The sequence below is a fragment of the Halomonas sp. SpR8 genome (assembly GCF_031010195.1).
Classification (GTDB): Bacteria; Pseudomonadota; Gammaproteobacteria; order Pseudomonadales; family Halomonadaceae; genus Vreelandella.
The window spans coordinates 148,897-167,987 of sequence record NZ_JAUAMC010000009.1 but is presented as its reverse complement, the minus strand read 5'-3'; the positions used below and the strand labels follow the sequence as shown (position 1 = coordinate 167,987).

The 19,091-nt window shown below is 53.0% G+C and carries 19 protein-coding genes; 4 read left to right on the top strand and 15 right to left on the bottom strand.

Annotation, left to right across the window (positions count from 1 at the left end; genetic code table 11):
• A partial coding sequence (locus tag QT230_RS17540; protein WP_308323452.1) for an IS3 family transposase occupies window positions 1–101 on the top strand: 101 nt, incomplete at its 5' end.
• 71 nt (window positions 102–172) lie between these two features.
• Here the strand turns inward: QT230_RS17540 and QT230_RS17535 are convergent.
• The 14 genes from QT230_RS17535 to doeA all read right to left on the bottom strand — a co-directional run bounded on the left by QT230_RS17535 (window position 173) and on the right by doeA (window position 15,363).
• The gene (locus QT230_RS17535; protein ID WP_064234298.1) at window positions 173–823 is read right to left on the bottom strand and encodes a peroxiredoxin; all 651 of its coding nucleotides are present in this window, start codon (window positions 821–823) and stop codon (window positions 173–175) included.
• 165 nt (window positions 824–988) lie between these two features.
• Window positions 989–1,669 (bottom strand): Fe2+-dependent dioxygenase, encoded by a 681-nt coding sequence (locus tag QT230_RS17530; RefSeq protein WP_308323447.1) that lies wholly within the window; start codon window positions 1,667–1,669, stop codon window positions 989–991.
• Between the two features lie 26 nt (window positions 1,670–1,695).
• Window positions 1,696–4,032 (bottom strand): TonB-dependent siderophore receptor, encoded by a 2,337-nt coding sequence (locus tag QT230_RS17525; RefSeq protein WP_215092041.1) that lies wholly within the window; start codon window positions 4,030–4,032, stop codon window positions 1,696–1,698.
• A 363-nt stretch (window positions 4,033–4,395) separates the two neighbouring features.
• Window positions 4,396–5,007 carry a LysE family transporter gene (locus QT230_RS17520; protein WP_308323446.1) on the bottom strand — a complete coding sequence of 204 codons (612 nt, stop codon included), beginning with the start codon at window positions 5,005–5,007 and terminating at the stop codon, window positions 4,396–4,398.
• A 160-nt stretch (window positions 5,008–5,167) separates the two neighbouring features.
• Window positions 5,168–5,635 (bottom strand): S-ribosylhomocysteine lyase, encoded by a 468-nt coding sequence (locus QT230_RS17515; RefSeq protein WP_308323445.1) that lies wholly within the window; start codon window positions 5,633–5,635, stop codon window positions 5,168–5,170.
• 17 nt (window positions 5,636–5,652) lie between these two features.
• The gene (locus QT230_RS17510; protein WP_308323444.1) at window positions 5,653–6,000 is read right to left on the bottom strand and encodes an antibiotic biosynthesis monooxygenase; all 348 of its coding nucleotides are present in this window, start codon (window positions 5,998–6,000) and stop codon (window positions 5,653–5,655) included.
• A 61-nt stretch (window positions 6,001–6,061) separates the two neighbouring features.
• The gene (locus tag QT230_RS17505) at window positions 6,062–6,739 is read right to left on the bottom strand and encodes a haloacid dehalogenase type II (RefSeq protein ID WP_308323443.1); all 678 of its coding nucleotides are present in this window, start codon (window positions 6,737–6,739) and stop codon (window positions 6,062–6,064) included.
• Window positions 6,740–6,894: 155 nt separating this feature from the next.
• Complete coding sequence (locus tag QT230_RS17500) at window positions 6,895–8,328, bottom strand: aspartate aminotransferase family protein (RefSeq protein WP_308323442.1); 1,434 nt, start codon at window positions 8,326–8,328, stop codon at window positions 6,895–6,897.
• An 83-nt stretch (window positions 8,329–8,411) separates the two neighbouring features.
• The gene (locus QT230_RS17495) at window positions 8,412–9,908 is read right to left on the bottom strand and encodes an NAD-dependent succinate-semialdehyde dehydrogenase (RefSeq protein WP_308323441.1); all 1,497 of its coding nucleotides are present in this window, start codon (window positions 9,906–9,908) and stop codon (window positions 8,412–8,414) included.
• A 197-nt stretch (window positions 9,909–10,105) separates the two neighbouring features.
• Window positions 10,106–10,936, bottom strand: coding sequence for a universal stress protein (locus QT230_RS17490; RefSeq protein WP_308323440.1), 831 nt, complete (start codon window positions 10,934–10,936; stop codon window positions 10,106–10,108).
• A gap of 22 nt (window positions 10,937–10,958) precedes the next feature.
• Complete coding sequence (locus tag QT230_RS17485; RefSeq protein WP_308323439.1) at window positions 10,959–12,320, bottom strand: MFS transporter; 1,362 nt, start codon at window positions 12,318–12,320, stop codon at window positions 10,959–10,961.
• 279 nt (window positions 12,321–12,599) lie between these two features.
• Complete coding sequence (locus QT230_RS17480) at window positions 12,600–13,082, bottom strand: Lrp/AsnC family transcriptional regulator (RefSeq protein WP_308323438.1); 483 nt, start codon at window positions 13,080–13,082, stop codon at window positions 12,600–12,602.
• Between the two features lie 8 nt (window positions 13,083–13,090).
• On the bottom strand, window positions 13,091–14,107 hold the full coding sequence (gene doeB, locus QT230_RS17475) for a N(2)-acetyl-L-2,4-diaminobutanoate deacetylase DoeB (protein ID WP_308323437.1): 1,017 nt from the start codon (window positions 14,105–14,107) through the stop codon (window positions 13,091–13,093).
• Window positions 14,108–14,163: 56 nt separating this feature from the next.
• Complete coding sequence (gene doeA / locus QT230_RS17470) at window positions 14,164–15,363, bottom strand: ectoine hydrolase DoeA (protein ID WP_308323436.1); 1,200 nt, start codon at window positions 15,361–15,363, stop codon at window positions 14,164–14,166.
• A 308-nt stretch (window positions 15,364–15,671) separates the two neighbouring features.
• On the opposite strand from doeA, the gene QT230_RS17465 reads away from it, so the two are divergent.
• The 3 genes from QT230_RS17465 to QT230_RS17455 all read left to right on the top strand — a co-directional run bounded on the left by QT230_RS17465 (window position 15,672) and on the right by QT230_RS17455 (window position 18,336).
• The gene (locus QT230_RS17465; protein WP_308323435.1) at window positions 15,672–16,607 is read left to right on the top strand and encodes a glyoxylate/hydroxypyruvate reductase A; all 936 of its coding nucleotides are present in this window, start codon (window positions 15,672–15,674) and stop codon (window positions 16,605–16,607) included.
• 76 nt (window positions 16,608–16,683) lie between these two features.
• The gene (locus tag QT230_RS17460; RefSeq protein ID WP_308323434.1) at window positions 16,684–17,403 is read left to right on the top strand and encodes a hypothetical protein; all 720 of its coding nucleotides are present in this window, start codon (window positions 16,684–16,686) and stop codon (window positions 17,401–17,403) included.
• A complete protein-coding gene (locus QT230_RS17455) occupies window positions 17,404–18,336 on the top strand; it encodes a lysine exporter LysO family protein (RefSeq protein ID WP_308323433.1) in 933 nt (310 codons plus the stop codon). It abuts the gene before it with no gap.
• Here the strand turns inward: QT230_RS17455 and nanR are convergent.
• Window positions 18,333–19,043 carry a transcriptional regulator NanR gene (gene nanR / locus QT230_RS17450; protein WP_308323432.1) on the bottom strand — a complete coding sequence of 237 codons (711 nt, stop codon included), beginning with the start codon at window positions 19,041–19,043 and terminating at the stop codon, window positions 18,333–18,335. The genes QT230_RS17455 and nanR overlap by 4 nt on opposite strands.
• Window positions 19,044–19,091 lie beyond the last annotated feature (48 nt).

Below are 19,091 nucleotides of genomic sequence, written 5' to 3'. Positions count from 1 at the left end.
TCGTCGACTACATCCATTACTATAATCATCAGAGGATCAAGCAGAAACTAAAAGGCCTGAGTCCCGTGCAATACAGGACTCAGGCCATGTCAGCTAGTTGAGAGAACCAACCGTCCAACTATTGGGGTCAGTTCAATCGGCGCTGGCTTTTCGCTTTTCATACCACTCTTGATTAACGCAGCGGCGTCTTACGCAGGTAGGGCAAAACTGTTTCGTAATCGCCATACTTTTGCTTGGCATCCGCGTCAGAGACGCTAGGCGGAATAATCACGTCCTGACCTATTGTCCAATCAGCCGGGGTAGCAACGCCGTGTTTCGACGTGGTTTGCAGCGCATCCAGAGCACGTAGGATTTCCGCAAAGTTGCGCCCTACGGTCATTGGGTAGGTCATGGAAAGCTTCAACTGCTTATCGGGCCCGATAATAAATACCGAGCGCACCGTAGCGCTGTCTGCCGGTGTACGCCCATCAGGCAGGTAGGCATCTTCCGGCAGCATGTCATAAAGCTTTGACACCGTTAGGCCGTCGTCAGCGATGATCGGAAAATCGACCTCGCTGCCGCTGACGGTTTGGATATCATTGCCCCAGCGTTTGTGGTCTTCAACGCCATCCACGGAAACACCGATTACTTTGGTACCGCGTTTCTTCCACTCGGCACTCAGCTGCGCAACGGCACCGAATTCCGTCGTGCAAACCGGGGTGAAGTCTTTAGGATGTGAAAACAGGATCGCCCAGCTATCACCAATCCAGTCGTGAAAACGAATCGGCCCCTGGCTCGTTTCCGCTTCGAAATCGGGCACGACTGCATTAATACGTAATGACATGCTTTCCTCCTTAATGGGCATTGGGTGCCCTAATAGCTTATTTGACTTACAGCACCTTCACTATAGATCATTTAGCGCTAAGACAGCGAGAGTTGAAGCACAATCCCCCCAAAGCCAGCATGTCTATGTAATGGCCACATGGTCAAAATAGGAAACACCTTTACATCAGCACTCAGACCACATTCTAACCAAGTTATTATAAGTACCTGTTAGTTGCACAAGCTCGGTGCTCTGCTCGCCATATTGAGCACGCAGCTTACGCAGCGATGTATCCATCTCATAAAGTAGTCGGCGCTGTTCCGTGTCGCGGATGAGACTCTGCATAAACATGTAGCAGCCCAAGCGCTCCCCTTTGGTCACCGGGGTGACTTCATGCAGCGAGCCTGATGGATATGCCACCAGGCTGCCTGCGGGTAATTTCACCGTTTGTTCACCAAAGGTGTCGATGATTTTTAACTCACCGCCTTCGTATTCATCCGGTTCTGACAAAAACAGCGTGGCCGACACATCGGTACGTAGGTAGCTGCCATCAGGCAGCGAGCGCAGCGTACTGTCGATATGTTTGCCGTAGTGGCTATCTTCAACGGTGTAACGGTTAAAGTTGGGCGGGATGATCTTAAGCGGCATCACCGCGCTCATCAGCTCAGGAGTACGGTTAAGCGCTCGCATCACAAGTACGCGTAGCTCTCTAAGCACCTCAGAGCCTTCAGGCATTTGCAAATTCTTTTTCACCTGTTTGGCCTGCGGGCCGGCACTGATTCCACGCGCCCACTCGGCACTGTGCAACTGGCGGCGCACCGCCGCCAGTTCTTCAGGTGTCAGAATATTTTCAAAACTGACAATCATAATGTCACCTGATTAAACGCTAATGCTTAAAAGTCGTAGCGTAGCGTGGCAATAACGTGACGGCCCGGCCCGGGGATGCCTTGAGCACCGCCTTCCGCCAACTGGGAGATATACTCTTTATCCGCTAGGTTAAAGCCATTAATACGCAGCTGTAGCTCCTCATTAAAGCGGTATGCGGTCGACGCATGGAGCAACGTGTAGCTATCAATTTCCACCTGACGACGGCGTGCTCCCGGCTCAGACGCGACGTTATTGACCTGATCAGCGACGTACTCCATGCCCCCACCGATGCTCCACTGAGAGGTAACGGCGTAATCGCTCCACAGGTTAAACGTATGCTCAGGCGTACCGCCTAGGCGTGAGCCTACTTCCCATGGGTTATTAGAGCTAAGCACCTCGGAGTCCATAAAGGTATAGCTAGTATATAGTTTCCATTCGGGCGTCAGGCTACCCATGGCACCAATTTCAAAGCCTTCTACACGCTGCTCGCCATCCAGTACGTTGAGCAGGTCACCGCCACCCACAGCGGGGGTGCGCGCATTGGTTTTATCGGTGCGAAACAGTGCCGCGCTGACTAACAGGTTATCCGCAACGTTCCACTTGGTGCCCAACTCATAAGCCACCGTTTGCTCGGGGTCGGTATTGAAAGCATCGAGATCGACAATGTCTTCTCGGTTACCGGTTAAGGCGCTGCCACCCCCGGCAAGCTGGACAAGACCTCGGTCAAAAGTACCGGTGACATCAAACGACGTCCCTACCGAGGCATACAGCGTGCCGTTATCGGTGGGTTTGAACACCAGGCCAAGATTACCGCTCCATTCACTGTCGGTACGCGAAATTGGGCCTATTGGGTCTTCCCAGCCGTAATCCGTCGCGGTTGATTCAACGTGATCCCAGCGCACCCCGGCATGTAAATCCCACTGCGGCGAAAAGGCGATGGTATCTAATGCATAAAGGCCAAGCTGCTCAGACTCCAAGCGGTGACGGGTGCCATCATAGGGCACTTCCGGCCGGGTACGGCGTGTGGGGTTATAAAGATTAGTGGCTGGGCCTCTAACGTCGGGGCGGCGACGGTTTTCAATATCGACATAGCCAACTTCCGCACCCAGCACTAAATCATGCTTCAGCGAGCCTGTATCGAAGTTGACGATTAAGTCCGTTTGGTTGAAGAACGACGTATCCGTTTGGTCGCGTGGTTTTAAATCGCCGCGCACCTGAACCTGGGAAAAATCACCGCTGCCAAAGGCTGCTTCAGGAACAATTAAACGCGGCGACGAGGTTAATGAATCATTTTCGACCCGACTTACCCGCAGTTGGTTACGCAGACTCAGGCTATCGCTAAAGCGGTGTTCAACGGCAAGCCCTAGCTGGTTAACATCGATATCTTGGTAGTCATCGACATGGCCAAAATAGTCGCTGTAATCAATGCCTGGCGGCAATGCTCCCGTATAGTAGCCGTCGCTGGCACGCTGGCCGCCCGAGGTACGCCCATTGGAGCCCAACTGACTGGTGTCGCCACTAAACCCTTCCCGATCAATGGGGATACCTTGGTCGGGTGTATTGTTTTGCCGAGTATGTAAAAAGTCGACTTCAACCTGGGTATCGCTTTCAAGGCCCCAGACATAGGCGGCGTAAACACCCTGTCGCTCTTGATCCACCACGTCCCGGCCAGGATTGTCTTGCGTGTGGCTCATCACATTCAGACGCAGCGCGCTGTTATCGTCGATGCGCCGGTTGAAATCACCGGTGACGCGAAACAACTCATCAGACCCAACGGAGGTTTCCAAACGGTTGCGGTCTTCCATCAAAGGCTGTTTAGTAACGAAGTTAATCGTACCACCCGCAGAACCACGGCCAGAGAACGCAGAGTTAGGCCCTTTAATCACTTCGATTTGATCAACGTAGAACGGATCGCGGAAATAATTACCCAAATCCCGCGAGCCGTTCACATTGATATCGTCGCGGGCATTAAAGCCACGAATCTTCAGTTGGTCTCCACCGGGCGGATTGCCCTCCCCGGCCTGCAGGCTGATGCCCGACACGTTGCGTAACGCATCGCGTAACTCGGTAACGTTCTGGTCTTCGAGTAGATCGCTCGTCAGCACTGTAACGATACGGGGAGTTTCCAGCACATCCCGCTGATACTTCACACTATCCATAAAGGTTCCACGGTAGCCGGTTACCGTTACGGTATTCAGCTCCGCCGCTGGGGCATCGTCGGATTGCGCCTGTGCATTGACGCTCATCGCGGTCAGCATGCAGGCACTGGCGGCGAGCAGCTTACGATTAAACGAGAAATAGCGGGGCTTGGAAGCGAGCGTTTCAATCGCGCAGGGTAGCGCCTTTTTCTTAATAGTTAGCATGCTTTTTTATTCCCTTAGATGAATCTTATTAACGTCGATGAGCCAACCCAGACGTTTCCACCGCTGTTCCACTAAAGGGAATGCCGTGTTGTTTTATTTGCGGCAAAACTACCAAAAGGTAATCACTATGTAAATAAAAACAATTTATATTTACATAAGGGAATCGTAATTAATACTTTAGCTAAGTAGCTAATTAACAAGCTAATTAATTAAGTGTAGAAATAGCTGAAGGACATATATGCGTAAAAGCTTAGTTAACAACAATGCATATTAACGAGGCCAATCAGCAAGGGGAGATTGAAGCGTGAGCTTATTAGAAGAGCACTCTATATAGATGCTTTTACCGATTGCGTGTTCTCAACCTCAAGCCCTTAGCGGCAGCGCGGTGCCGATGGCGATAAAGATCCCGCCGCAGGTGCGGTTGAATCCGCGGCCCACGCGCTTTAACCAGTGACGAATACGGTTGGCCATATTGGCAAGCAAACCTTCTACAACGCACTCGATAACGACAAAGGTGCCAGCCAGCAGGAAAAATTGCAGCATCAAGCTGCGTTGCGGGTCGATAAACTGAGATAGAAAAGCGCTGAAAAACAGCAGTACTTTGGGGTTGGTAATCGATGCCAGTACGCCTTGGCGATAAAGCTGCCAGCCGCTTGCTTGGCCTGCCTTCATATCAAGCTCGCCAGTAATCGGCGGTGAGCGCCATACCTGAATCCCCAGCCAAATAAGATAGCCCCCGCCGACCCACTTCAGCACTGTCAGCCATACCACCGACGACTTAAGCAGCGCCCCAATCCCAAACATGCACAGGGCAATAATTAGCATAAACCCTGTCGCGCCGCCGATGATGGTAAACAAGGTTTTACGGCTGCCATGCATGGCGCCGTGGGTCAGCGCCAGCAGACCGTTAGGCCCGGGTGAAAGCGACAGGCCAATGCAGGCAATTAGGTATAAAAGCCAAGTGTCCAACAACATATTGGTGCCTCACCCTTGGAAAATGCGTGCCTTGTGTCAGCATGTCACCGTTGGTGGGCGTTATCCATTCGTAAATGCCCAGACAATAAAAACGCCTCCCCTGCTATATCTGACACAAGGAAGGCGTTTTGATGACTACGCTAGCAGTTTCACATAACGCTTAAGCAAATACTTCAGTCCACTCGCTGCGCTTGGCGAGCAGGTTACGGGCCAGTTCCTGGGCACCTTCCAAGCTGTGGCTGGCGGCCCAACCGCACTGCATTTCATTGCAGGCAGGTACTTCGGTGGCTTCTAGCACATCGTTCAGAGTTTGTTCGATGATGGTGATCACGCCGTCGTAGTCGTCGTGGTTGATCATCGCGATATAGAAGCCAGTTTGGCAGCCCATCGGACTGATATCGACCACTTTATCGGTGTGGTTACGGGAAAGCTCTGCCATCAAATGCTCAAGGGAGTGCAGCGCGGGCATATCCATATGAGCTTTGTTGGGCTGGCAGATGCGCAGATCATATTTATGAATACGGTCGCCGTTCTGGCCCTCTTTGATGTCGGCTAAGCGCACGTACGGGGCTTTGACCTTGGTGTGATCCAGGTTAAAGCTTTCGACGTTCATCTTTTTCTCGGTCATATTAGCTCCTTTTAAGCTTATACCTTGGGCGCGTCAAAATCCCATGGCTCATCGGTATAAACGCACACGTTGGCATCTTCAATGTCGCCATCCGGCGACTCAACGTGCTGGGCAAAAAAGTCTTGAATCTCTTTGCGCTGGCAGTGGGCTTCAAACTCTTCACGGCTGGCCCAAATTTCGTGAAAAACAATCGGGTAACTCGTGCCTTGAGCAAAAGGATTGTCGATCTGCCGGGTTACGGTGTAGTGAATACACGCGTCTTCACGGTGGGTATTTGGCTCGAGCGCTTGGAGGGCTTTGAACACTGCTTTTTCTTTGCCCGGCTTGGGTTTAAAACCAGCAACACAGTAAATCTTTTCTGACATGGTCATCTCCTAGGTCGTTAAGCGTGCGTCATTATGAGGCTTGTCGACGTAGGTTAACAACCTAGCGGATGATGCGCTCTGCCAATGCTTCTAGATCAGTGACCGTCATATCCGGCTCGACACCCCAGGGGTCGAAAGGCGCGTCAGGGCTACGCCGCACCCAGGCACTGCGTAGGCCTGCATGGGTAGCGCCAATCACATCAAAGGGATTGCTGGACACCAGCCATGTGTACTCGGGGCGTGTTTCTAAGCGGCTACGCAGATGAGCATACACCGCCGGGTCTGGCTTAAAGCGTTTTACCTCATCGGCGCTGACCACGTCGTCCATATGACTCTCAACGCCTGCGCGTGTCAGCAATTTGGACACGGCGTCGGCGGTGCCGTTCGAAAATGCCACGCAGCGTATACCCGCATCGCGAAGCTGATCAAGCGCAGGTACTACATCGTCAAAAGCAGGTAGCTCACCATAAACCGCCATCAGGTGGTCGTGGTCGTTATCTGAAAGACCGGCTTGCAGCGCGCGGTCAATAAACACCAGCGCTTCGCGGGTACACTCCGAAAACGGCACGTAAGCCCCCATCAAGCCACGACGAAAGCTGTATTCCAGCTGTTTATCGCGCCAGCGGCGGGCGAATTCACCTGCTTTGGACGCATCCGTTAGGCGTCGCTCCAGCTCCACGGTAACGCCTTGGGTATCAATCAGCGTACCGTATACATCGAAGGCTAAGACCGGTTGCATCGTTGGCTACTCCTTAACTTTCCATTGATTGTGGCCTGTATTCAGCCCAAGTAGTTAATCCCAGTACTTAATCCCAGTACTTAGCATAGACGACGCCTTCAATATCAAAAACGCCGCTGCATGGGCAGCGGCGCTTAAAAGGCTACGTCAAACGATCAAACCGTAAACGCGGCCTCTTTTTCACCGCTTTTCAGGTCACCAGAGCGCACTAGTTCGTCAGTCACCCGATCGATTGCCCGCTTGGCACGGCCAATCATCTCGTCCACTTCATCACGGTTGATGGTCAGCGGCGGTGCGAAACCAAGAATACCGCCCTGAGGCATGGCGCGGGCAATCAGGTTCTCTTCCATGGCGGCAGCGGCCACGCGGGGGCCCACTTTGAGCGCCGGATCGAAGTGCAGGCGCTGCTTGGCATCCGGCGAGAACTCCAGCGCTGCCATCAGGCCAACACCGCGCACGTCGCCTAGCAGCGGGTGACCTTCGAAGTTGGCCTTTAGCTGCTGCTGGAAGTAACTGCCGGTTTCGGCCGCGTTGCCCACCAGGTTTTCACGTTCAATGATATCCAGGTTGGCAAGGCCCGCCGCACAACCCAACGCGTGACCAGAGTAAGTCCAACCGTGGCCGATCGGGCCATACTCGCCGGTGCCCTGTTCAAGCACCTGCCAGACTTTCTCACCAACAATCACGCCGGAAAGCGGCTGATAGGCGCTGGTGAGACCTTTGGCGATAGTGACCAGGTCAGGCTTCATATTGTAGTGGTGGCTGCCGAAGTCAGAGCCGGTACGGCCAAAGCCACACACCACTTCATCGGCAATCAGCAGCACATCGTACTTGGCCAGCACGGCTTGGATCGCATCCCAGTAGCCTTCCGGCGGCGGTACGATACCGCCAGTACCCAATACCGGCTCGCCGATAAAGGCGGCCACGGTATCCGGGCCCTCTTCCAGAATCATGGCTTCCAGCTTCTCGGCGCAGTAAGCGGAGAATTCAAGTTCGGTCATACCGTGCTGCTCGGCGGCGCGCAGGTAGTAGTGTGGCGCTTCGGTATGGCGAATGGTGTCAATCGGCAGATCGAAATGGTCGTGAAACGCTTTCAGGCCGGTCAGCGAGCCCGAGGCGATGCCCGAGCCGTGGTAGCCGCGCATGCGCGAGATGACTTTTTTCTTCTGCGGGCGACCCAGCACGTTGTTGTAGTAGCGCACGATCTTGAGCTGGGTTTCGTTGGCATCCGAGCCAGACATACCGTAGTACACCTTGGACATGTTCATCCCGGCGATTTTTAGGATGCGCTCGGAAAGCTCGATCTGCGGCTCGTTAGAATGACCCACATAGGTGTGGTAGTAAGAGAGCTCTAACGCTTGCTTGTAGATCGCTTCAGCGACTTCGGTGCGACCGTAGCCAATGTTGACGCAGTAAAGTCCGGCAAAGCCGTCAATAAACTCACGGCCATCTTTATCGACGATATTGATGCCTTTACCGCCGGTAATCACGCGGCCCGGCGAATCGCCCTGGGCGAAATCGCGCAAGTGGGTAGAGGCGTGAAAAGTGACTTTACGGTCGCGTTCGATCAAATCCTGATGCAAGCTCATAGCGTTCTCTCTATATAGTAAACCTCCCCAGCCTTGGGGAGGGCATTTTAAATATTTGCTTACGGCTGGGTCGCAACGCGCCGCTAGCTGCCAGAGACGGAACCCAGCGCGCCGAGGCAGTAATACTTCGTTTCCAGGTATTCATCGATGCCCGTGGCGCCGCCCTCACGACCAAGGCCTGATTGCTTCACGCCACCAAACGGCACCGGCGGCCCGGTCATCTTCACTGAGTTAACGCTGACCATGCCGTACTCGAGTGCCCGCATTAGTTTCCAGATGCGGCGGATATCGTGGGTGTAGATATACGCGGCTAGGCCGTACTCGGTGTCATTGGCCATTTCAATCACTTCGTCATCGGTACTATAGGCAGTGATACCGGCCACCGGGGCGAAGTTCTCTTCCCGCCACACTTTCATTTGCGGTGTCACGCCGGTCAGCATCACCGGCATAAAGAAGTTTTCGCCCGGCGCTTGGCTCTGATCGCCACCGACCATGCTGGCGCCTTTAGAAATCGCGTCATCAACAATCGCAGCTGCTTTTTCCACCGCCTGGCGGTGAATCAGCGGGCCAAGATCAATCTCACTCTGCAACCCGTTGCCCAAGGTTAGCGCCAGCATACGCTCGCTGAAATGCTCGACGAATTCATCGTGGATAGATTCGTGCACCAGTATACGGTTAGCTGCTAGACAGTCCTGCCCCGCGGTTTGAAATTTGGCGTCGATTGCCGCAAAAGCCGCTTCTTTGGGATCCATATCCGGCCCGACTATAAATGGCGCGTTGCCACCTAATTCCAGGGAGAGCCGCTTGACGGTGTTAGCACTCTGCTCAATCAGAATACGGCCAACGCGGGTGGAGCCGGTGAATGACAGCGCCCGAATGCGCGACTCAGCGCAAAGAATTTTCGAGACTTCCGCCGGATCACCCAGCACTACGTTAAAAATACCCGCCGGAATTCCTGCACGCTCAGCCAGTTCCGCCAGCGCCAGCGCGGAGTAAGGCGTTTCATTGGCAGGTTTGACAATCACCGGGCAGCCCGCCGCCAACGCCGCCGCGGCTTTGCGAGTAATCATTGCCAAAGGGAAGTTCCAAGGCGTAATCATCGCGGCAATGCCGACCGGCTCTTTTATGGTACCCAGCGATGCATTGGGGATATGGCTGGGAATGGTTTCGCCATAGGTTCGCTTGCTCTCTTCGGCAAACCAACGCACGAAACTGGCGCCATACTCGACTTCACCACGGGCGTCGGGCAACGGCTTGCCCTGCTCCAGTGTCATAATGGTAGCCAGGTCTTCACGGTTGGCTTGAATCAGGTCGTACCACGCCAGCAAACGCTCGCAGCGCTCATCGACGCGCAGCGCCCGCCACTGAACAAAAGCGACTTCAGCCGCATCGACCGCAGCGGTAATCTGCTCGGCTTCCAATAGCGGGATATGGCCAATGGCTTCATTGGTGGCGGGATCATAAACCGCTTCTTCGCGACCGCCTTCCCCGTGGGTCCACTTGCCGTTCACGTAGGCGTACTGCCGGAACAGGCGCGGATCTTCCAAGCGCTTGGCGAGCGTGGTCGATAGTGTGGTCATGGGAACCTCTCCTAGCATGCAGTCACGCTGCAGAAACTGTGTGGCATAGTCAGCAAGCGCTCATTAGCCTTGCCATCGAATGCACTCAGGTTAACGGAGAAGAACCACGAAGTGTTTTTGAAAACCGAGACTTATCCCACGACTTTTTTTGTCAGCGGGCGTTTAGCAGTGGTTTTTTTTGGTGAAGCGTTAAATGCTTAGCGTAAAATCAACATGGCACACTGTGACTTGAGCATCACATTAGTCGTAGTACTGCCAACTAGCCACTGACGCAGCCGCGTATGGCCGTAAGCCCCCATTGCCAGCAGACCTATATCACGCGATTGAATATGGTCAATCAGTGCATCACTGATATGCGCATCATTCTTGAGCAAAAATGATTCAGCAGGAATATCATTTTCTTGTAGCAGATTAACGGCCCACTGCATCTGTTCTTTATGTTCATCAGTGTGCCCGCCCACCATTACAACATCACAGGGAATGCCAGAGAAGAGCGGGCTTTCAGCAATCAGCCTTACCCCTTTCACAGTACTCACCCTGCCATCAAATGCCAACATAACGCGCTTGGGTACTTCAAACGCTTCCTGGACAACCAAAAGAGGCCGATGCACCACTCGAATCGTTTTTTCCAGATGGCTACCCAAATGGCTTTTGAGCGAGCTATTACCATTTTTCCCCACAATGACCAATCGGATTTCATCATCAAGATCATCGAGCGCATCGACTAACCCCCTCTCCTCGATATACTGAGAAGCAGGCTCAACATCATGATTTTTAATCCTTTCTGTGGCTTTTTTCATTATTTCCTTTGCATGCTCAAGCTGTAATTCGGCACGTTGCAAATCAAGATTTTCCATTTTCTCCCTGAGTTCACTATTTTGCGATGCCTCCTGATTAGCTTCATTTCGCTCAAGAACATTTAATAAAGCCAACGGAGTTGCCAACCGCTTACTTGTCCAAGCTGCCATATCACACACAGCTGATGTCGTAGGTGAACCATCAACACAAGCTACAATATATTTTGTCATCACTTTCACCTCAAATATAAAATTAATTATTAGAATTAGAAGAGTAGTTGCCACCTGCATTATAACGATCTAATTTCTTTAAAATTTTAAGTTGTTCTCGGCTGTCTCGTACCTGTTGAGCTTGAACATCTTCGATCTGTTGAGACAGCATATCGACACGCTCCTGTAGCTCAACGTTTGTTTTCTTCACTTCAATCAATGCATGATTAGCACTGCTACGAGACAGCCATTTTTTAATACCTGTAAAGTGCAGCGCACGTTCTGCTATTAATAGGATCGCCACAAATACCAGCGCTAGTGCCATCACCACATAAGAGAAGTAAACGCTACCATCACCAAACCAATGGGAAATTTCACCTAAAGTAAGCGGCGAAATAAACTGACCAAGGTAAATACTACTAACCAACAATGCTGTTGCCATTGCACGACCAGTGCCAGAAGTGATCTTAGTAGCACTATCAAAAATAACAGGTACTGTACTGCCATACCCAAAACCAAGTATTAAAACCCCTAATCCTAAAAACGCAATATATTGGTTTAAGAAGGCGATCATTGAGAAGCCAATAGCCATATAAACCACTTGCAAGGGCACAAAAAATGATTTTAATAACCGACGAAAGAAGGCAACGGACATACCACCAAAGAAACCACCTACCGAACACACTGCAATAATGACTCCGTTGACGACAGTATTAGTGATGTCCAGCTCGCTTAGGAAAAGCGCCATATTCGAAGGAATACCGTAGAAAACCACGAAGGTCAGGATCATATAAATAGTCAGTAGGAAAACCCGGCCATCAAAACTACTTGCTTCTTCATTACCATTACCTTGCGCTTGTTGTGGTGTCTTTTTAGGTAGGAAGAAAATCACCATAAACAGTGCCAGAAACGCGATAGCATAGGCGAGGAAGGAGTAGCGCCAGCTTATCATTGCTAAAATGCCTGACACTACAATAGCAATAATACCACCCAGGTTAGTCGCAGCGCTCTGCAGACCTAACGTCTTAGTTCTTTCCTCTCCTTCATAGTAATCGGAAATCAGGGTAATCGACAAAGGAATCATTAAACCAATAGCAATCCCTAGTATTACGCGGGTCACCAGCATAAACTCCATGCTAGGCGATAAAAAACCGCCTATACCGCCGACAAGGTACATAATGAGAGACACAATAAGTATCGACTTTTTGGCAAACCGCTTTGTCAGATATCCCGATACGAATGAGAAAGGAACCACTAAACCGGCATGTAGCGAGGTGAGAAGATTAATCTCGAAGTTAGTAGCATCAGGAAAGGCGAGACCAATCTTTGCAACCGCGGGCGCAATCATCGCGCCTGCCATCACGGTTATCAAGGATATTGAAAGTATCGAAAGTTTTAATATCACGTAGGGCTTCTCCGTTTATCAGTCAATCAAATTGCTTGCTAGCAACTTAATAAATCAAGATAAGCAAAGATAAGACCCGGAAGATTTCAGGGGAGTATCTGTACCACACTAGTACATGACTGTTACAACTTAACCAGCGTTGCACTGGCTTTAAAAATCGCAACAGTTACAGATTCATTGTACTATTTCCAGTATAAGAGAGCAATCTCCCGGCGCTAAGTTTTATGTTGAACGAAGGCGCGGCTGGAGAAAGCACTATCATTTGGCGCTTAGCCCTGGCTAACCTAAATCAATATCATCCGTTGATAAGCCTAGCTCTGGAGATTTGACACTTTTAGTCACGATATAGGTGAAGTAACGCTCGATGCCCGCGTCAGACACCAGCCATTTATCTATCAACCGCTGGTAGCTATCAATGGTGCGAGCTTCAAACTTCACCAGGTAATCTACCCCGCCACCTACTGCAACGCACTCGGTAACTTCCGGGGTTTGCATCACCAGAGCTTCAAAGCGGGTGAAGCTTTCAGCGTTGTGCTGTTTAAGCTCGATCTGCACCCACACAGGGTTACGGGGCACCAGTACCTCCGTGTTGATGCGCGCGCTGTAGCCCTGGATAACACCGGCTTTTTCCAGTCGTTTTACCCGCTCCCAGCAGGGGCTGACCGAGAGGTTGATCGCCTCGGCCAGCTTCGACTTGGTGATCCGCCCATCGCGGGAGAGGATGTCGAGAATTTTTAGATCGTAACGGTCAAGTTTCATCATGCCGGACGTTACGCCTCCAGGCGTTCAACAACATCGGCTATCACCGCCAGGGTGTCCCCCATATTGATTAACGAAGGCGCGCGGCGGGCCATCAGGATGCCATCGCGCTCCGCTTTGTAAGCGACCGGTTCGGTGCCACTGCGGGTCATGTCGTACACGTAGGCGATGGTTTGGCCTTTTGCCACCTCATCACCTAACGCCACTAACAGCTCTAATACACCCGAGTGCTGGCTCTGCACGTAGCAGCTGGCGTCGGGCATATCGAGATACAGCTGCCCGCCTGCGGGCATTTCCACTTCGCCTTCTACCAGACCGTAGTGGATTAAGAAGTTACGCACGCCGCGTTCGGCAATGGCGATACTCTGGGGCGTCGAGGTGCCACCGCCGCCAAGCTCGGTAGCGACAAATACCTTGCCCTGGCGCTCGCAGGCGGTGTCGAAGAGTTTTTCCGCGTCCAGCTCGAACATCACCATGGCGTAGGGGGCACCAAAAGCTTTGGCGCCTTCCAGAGCTGCCTGCTGTTGCGCTTTGTTATCCAGTACGTGGGAGGCGCCGAAGGGCAGAATGTCCAGCGTGCGGCCACCGGAGTGTAGGTCGAGCACTACATCACTCATCGGCACCAGCACGCGGGTGAAGTAGTCGGCAATTTGCGGCGTGACGCTACCGTTGGGGTCACCGGGAAAGCTGCGATTTAGATTGCCCTTATCCATCGGCGAGGTGCGCTTGCCCGCCATCACCGCTGGGGTGTTCATGCATGGCACGATAATCACCCGGCCCGTCACATCTTCAGCCTTCAGCGTCGAGGAGAGCTTCAGCAATGAGGTAATGCCTTCGTACTCATCGCCGTGATTGCCGCCGGTCAAAAGCGCCGTGGGGCCTTCACCGTTTTTAACCACGGTCACGGGGATCATCACCGCCCCCCAGGCAGACTCGTCGGTGGAGATCGGCAGCTTAAAAAAACCGTGCTGTATACCATCGGCGTCAAAATCGACAGTGGCGGAAATCGGACTAGGTCGCATCGTCATGAAAAAATTCCTTTATTTAACCGCTACTATTTAGCCACTATTTCACACATTAGCCACTACTTCACAAACAGCTGGCGGGGAAAGTTGGCCAGGGTTTCGCAGCCATCATCGGTAATTAAAATACTCTCGGTAATTTCCAGGCCCCAATTCTCTTCCCATAGCCCCGGCATAAAGTGGAACGTCATGCCGGGCTGTAAAACAGTGTCATCCGAGGGACGCAGACTCATGGTGCGCTCACCCCAGTCGGGCGGGTACGAAATACCGATGGGGTAACCACAGCGGGCGCCGCCGCGGTCAAAGCCGTATTTATCCATGGCGGCACCCAGCGCCATAGCAATATCCGCCGTGCGATTCCCCGGCTTGGCCACCGCCAAGCCGCTTTCGATGCCTTCTAAAAGAGCAGATTCAGCGCGAATAAAATCCGTTGGCGGTGTGCCCAGAAATACGGTACGAGACATCGGCGCGTGGTAACGTTTAAACACCCCGGCAATCTCAAAGAAGGTGCCTTCGCCTTTGCGAAACGGCGTGTCGTCCCAGGTCAGATGCGGCGCCGCAGCGTCTTTGCCGGTGGGCAGCATGGGCACAATGGCGGGATAGTCACCACCAAAGACTTTGCCGTTCTCATCCACAAAGCCTTCGATACCCACGCGATAAATCTCCGACACCAGCTTACTCTTGGGCAAACCCGGCTCAATCACCTCCAGGATACGCGTGTGCATGCCTTCCACAATTTTGGCGGCAATGCGCATGTACTCGACTTCTTGGGGCGACTTTATCGCCCGACACCAGTTCACCAGTGAATTGGCATCCATAAAGCGCGCATGGGGCAGCTCACGCAGCAGGCTTAGATAGGCCTTGGCGGAGAAGTAGTAGTTATCCATCTCCATACCCACCACGCCCAGATGCCAGCCGCGATCAGGCATGATCGACTGAGCCAGATACTCCATCGGGTGCATATCCGGATTTTGCACGTAGTAATCCGGGTAGTAGGTAATATTGTCAGGATCGATCCAGCAGGTGCGCAGCGCACCGTTAGCATCCATGCGCCGCCCGAACCATACCGGCTCGCCTTCAAGGCCCACCAGCACACACTGATGCACATAAAACGACCAACCGTCGTAGCCGGTCAGCCAAGCCATATTGGAAGGGTCACTGACGATCAATACGTCAATGCCACGACTGGCCATTTCAGCACGCACTTTCCACAGGCGGGTAGCGTACTCTTCGCGCGTGAAAGGCAGGGAAACCTGAGTCATCGGGCAACTCGCCATTAAAGATCACCAAGAACCAGCGCACTGCCCACTATAGGCATGCAACGCTGGGCCACAGGATCGACCTGGCCACCACCGATCAGGCGTCGGGGTTGCATCTGCTGCTGCCGCTGCAGCAGGCCCGCCAATGTCGTCTTAAGCCGATACTAGCACCGACCCTTGGTCAGCGGTCAAAGGCTTTATGACAAAAAGTGCATACGGCATCGTTATTTGCACTAAGCAAGCTTACAACTGCCTTTAGCGCTCACCATGATAACCTGCAGTGATAACATTTTTAGCAAGAGGGGAACGGGATGAAAATTGTCGTGCATATTGATGAGGCTGCGCAGTGGCAAGCGGCGCTTGCGGAAGCCTTGCCCCACGCCACCGTGCTGACCAGCGAGGCGCCAGAGGATGAGCGTAAAGGTGCTGACTATCTCGCTATTTGGAAAGCTCCCGCGCATTTGCTGCAAGAGCAGACTCAGCTAAAAGGCATCATCAATTTGGGCGCTGGAGTGGATTACCTACTCAAAACCCCAGGGCTGCCCAGCGATGTGCCAATTGTGAAATTGCGCGACGCAGGCATGGGCGAATTGATGGCCGATTACGTCCTCTATGGCGTGCTGCACTTCTACCGCAGCATGGATCGTTACGCAGAACAGCAACAAAGCGCCACTTGGCAACCGCAAGAAGTGGTGGAAAAGTCCCAGTGGCCAGTGGGCGTGTTAGGCCTGGGCGCTATTGGCAGCTCTGTCGCCAGCGCCTTGCAGCAAGCGGGCTTCCCGGTGCTGGGCTGGAGCCGTTCACCCAAGCAGATCAGTGGGGTGCGCTGTTTTCACGGCGACGATGGGCTAACAGAGCTGCTCGGTCAGGTCCAGAGCCTTGTCACTATTCTCCCCGACACGGCCGCCACTCAACACATTCTTAACGCCGAGCGGCTGAACCAACTGCCCCCAGGGGCCAGCGTGATTAACCCAGGCCGGGGTAGCTTGATTGATGAGCAGGCGCTATTAGCAGCACTGGGCAGTAGTAACCAGCCGGGGCACTTACGCGGCGCGCTGCTGGATGTATTCCATGAAGAGCCGCTGCCCACTGACAATCCGCTATGGCAACACCCCAGGGTAATCGTCACACCGCATATGGCGGCGCCCACTCCGCTTAACGATGCCATCGACCAGGTCATCTCCTATTTGCATGCCTTTGAATCGGGCGACAAACTTGCCACCATCAACCCTGAGGCAGGTTACTGACGCCACTCCCCTCTGCGGCTATACTAGTGTGCTGGGAACCAAGCACTGGCTAAAGGCTCTTAGGAAGATACCGCTAATGGAGGAAGGGCCCTTGGTCAATATTTTCGCACGACTGTCTGGTCGCTTGCTGGCACGGGTGGGGTTAAGTCTCACCGTCTGCTGTTGGAGTGGCATGGCGTTAGCCGCAGAAACGTTCAAAGCCCCTCGGCCCTTTGAAGCACAGTACCGTCTTGAGGTTCGCGGTTGGCCGGGGGCTTCCATCACCCACCGCCTTGCAAAAGAGGGTAGCCACTGGCTAAGCGATATGCGCTTTTCCATTACCGTAGCGCGCGGCCAGGAGCTCAGCCGCTTTTCGCTCAATGGCGATGAGACTAATGCACTGCTGTTTAGCAGCAGCTATTCGGTGCTGGGCGTGGGTGATAGTTACCAGTTAAACGAAAGTGAGATTCCCACTTTAGATCGCCAATCGGCGCTATTTGACCTCTCCCGCAGGGCGGGACACGAAAATTGCACCGAGAGTGCCCCCTGCGCAATTGAATTTGTCGACCAAAAAGGCCGCGATGAGCACTTCCAATATTATGTTAATGCCCCAGGCAGCATTGAGGTTCCCGCTGGAGAGTTCGAAGCACTGAACGTGTCGCTCATTGATATCGAGAAGCCCGACCGCCTGCTAACCATTAGCTTTCACCCTGACTGGCCCGGCCTGATTCTCTCCGCGGTTTACCAAAAAGAGGGGCGCCGCGAAACGCAGTTGACCTTGACTCAATTCCAACCAGATGGGGGCGCGACGCCCTAAATGCTTTCGGGTCTATTAATTGTTCTACTACCGCTTTTACTCGGCTACTTGGTTCGCATCCGCGCCAAGGGTTTACAAAACCTGATCAACCATGCGGTTAATAGCTCGGTCTATTTGATCCTACTGTTTATGGGTATCAGCCTTGCCGGGCTTGAAAACCTGACTAGTCAGCTCTCCCGCTTGGGTGGCAATGCCTTGCTACTGTTTAGCATTACCACGCTGTTTAACTTAGCCGCGCTGTGGTGGCTTTCTCGGCAGGTGCGTTTAAGCGCGGGTGGCTCTCCGGTGGTTAAAGGTGCCCCTACTAGCAAGCTAGCCGCCATGCAGGGTTCGCTGCTGCTGGTGGGTGTGGTGGCAGCCGGCGTCATGCTCGGGCTACTGCTTGGCCCTATGGTTGGAGAAGCACTTTTCACCACGGCAGACTGGCTCGCCGAATGGGTGCTCTATCTTCTACTGGCACTGATTGGCTGCCAACTGCGCAACTCCGGCATGCCACTCAAGCAAATTTTGCTCAACCGTTTGGGGCTCGCCATTGCAGTGACGCTGGCAATCAGTTCTCTGTTGGCAGGCTTGGCCGCCGCCCCGCTGCTCTCGCTAAGCTGGAACGAAGGCCTAGCGATGGCATCTGGCTTTGGCTGGTACTCACTTTCCGCCATCTTGATCGGCGATCAGCTTGGTCCGCTAATGGGCGGTGTGGCGTTTTTTAACGACCTCACCCGTGAGTTGCTGGCGTTTATTCTAATCCCGCTAGTGATTCACCGCCACACCGCGCTGGCGATTGGCTACGGCGGCGCCACCTCCATGGACTTCACTCTTCCTGTCATTCAACAGCACGGCGGCGTGGCCTGTGTGCCTATCGCCGTGGTCAGTGGGTTTATTCTCTCGCTACTCTCCCCGCCACTAATTCTGTTTTTTCTTTCGCTGTCGGGTTAGCTATTCAAACTATAGAGCAGGCGTGCGCGCTCTAAGTGCTTGCGCATTTCCTCTACAGCAGCCTCCTTATCGCCCTGCTCAATACAGTCAATAATTTTGGCATGCTCCAGCAGAGTAATATCTTCATTTCCCTCCCAGTGCAGCAAACTCGCATGAAAACGTGCCAGCCAGCCCAGCATGGCTTGGCTGGTGGCCATAAAAATGGGATTGCGGGTAATCCCAGCGATGGCAGTATGAAAGGCCATATCAACCTCAATAAAGGCTTGAGCATCTTTATTTAAATGCCCGCGCTGTTGCTCTAACAACTCCCTCAAGTGAGCAATGTCTGTCACAGAAGCCTGACCTGTCGCCTTTTCCACCATCCCCAACTCAAAGAATGTGCGCGCCTCTTTGAGTTGCTCAAGCGACTGTGACGAGCTAGCCAGCATATGACGAGCAGTTAAATCGATCTGCGACATCAACCCCACCGCCGTCGGCTGCAGCACTTTAGGTCTCTGGCCATGATTTATTTCAACCAGCCCGATACGTTCGAGTGTTTGCATCGCCTCTCGAATGGCCGGCCTTCCCACACCATAGCTATCCATCAGCTCGCGCTCAGAGGGCAGTGTATCTCCAGGCTTGTACTGGCCCGCCTCAATCATTTTATACAAACGATCAAACACCTCATCTGACAGCTTGCGCCGAGTAATTTTAGGGGCTGGTTGCACGGCTATTTCTCCTCGCAAGCCAAATAGCGGCTTGGTTATCCATTAAGC

Bases quoted from the DNA above. Each gene is read 5' to 3' on its own strand.
- QT230_RS17535 (WP_064234298.1), bottom strand. From the start codon at position 823: ATGTCATTACGTATTAATGCAGTCGTGCCCGATTTCGAAGCGGAAACG.
- QT230_RS17530 (WP_308323447.1), bottom strand. From the start codon at position 1,669: ATGATTGTCAGTTTTGAAAATATTCTGACACCTGAAGAACTGGCGGCG.
- QT230_RS17525 (WP_215092041.1), bottom strand. From the start codon at position 4,032: ATGCTAACTATTAAGAAAAAGGCGCTACCCTGCGCGATTGAAACGCTC.
- QT230_RS17520 (WP_308323446.1), bottom strand. From the start codon at position 5,007: ATGTTGTTGGACACTTGGCTTTTATACCTAATTGCCTGCATTGGCCTG.
- QT230_RS17515 (WP_308323445.1), bottom strand. From the start codon at position 5,635: ATGACCGAGAAAAAGATGAACGTCGAAAGCTTTAACCTGGATCACACC.
- QT230_RS17510 (WP_308323444.1), bottom strand. From the start codon at position 6,000: ATGTCAGAAAAGATTTACTGTGTTGCTGGTTTTAAACCCAAGCCGGGC.
- QT230_RS17505 (WP_308323443.1), bottom strand. From the start codon at position 6,739: ATGCAACCGGTCTTAGCCTTCGATGTATACGGTACGCTGATTGATACC.
- QT230_RS17500 (WP_308323442.1), bottom strand. From the start codon at position 8,328: ATGAGCTTGCATCAGGATTTGATCGAACGCGACCGTAAAGTCACTTTT.
- QT230_RS17495 (WP_308323441.1), bottom strand. From the start codon at position 9,908: ATGACCACACTATCGACCACGCTCGCCAAGCGCTTGGAAGATCCGCGC.
- QT230_RS17490 (WP_308323440.1), bottom strand. From the start codon at position 10,936: ATGACAAAATATATTGTAGCTTGTGTTGATGGTTCACCTACGACATCA.
- QT230_RS17480 (WP_308323438.1), bottom strand. From the start codon at position 13,082: ATGATGAAACTTGACCGTTACGATCTAAAAATTCTCGACATCCTCTCC.
- doeB (WP_308323437.1), bottom strand. From the start codon at position 14,107: ATGACGATGCGACCTAGTCCGATTTCCGCCACTGTCGATTTTGACGCC.
- doeA (WP_308323436.1), bottom strand. From the start codon at position 15,363: ATGACTCAGGTTTCCCTGCCTTTCACGCGCGAAGAGTACGCTACCCGC.
- QT230_RS17465 (WP_308323435.1), top strand. From the start codon at position 15,672: ATGAAAATTGTCGTGCATATTGATGAGGCTGCGCAGTGGCAAGCGGCG.
- QT230_RS17460 (WP_308323434.1), top strand. From the start codon at position 16,684: ATGGAGGAAGGGCCCTTGGTCAATATTTTCGCACGACTGTCTGGTCGC.
- QT230_RS17455 (WP_308323433.1), top strand. From the start codon at position 17,404: ATGCTTTCGGGTCTATTAATTGTTCTACTACCGCTTTTACTCGGCTAC.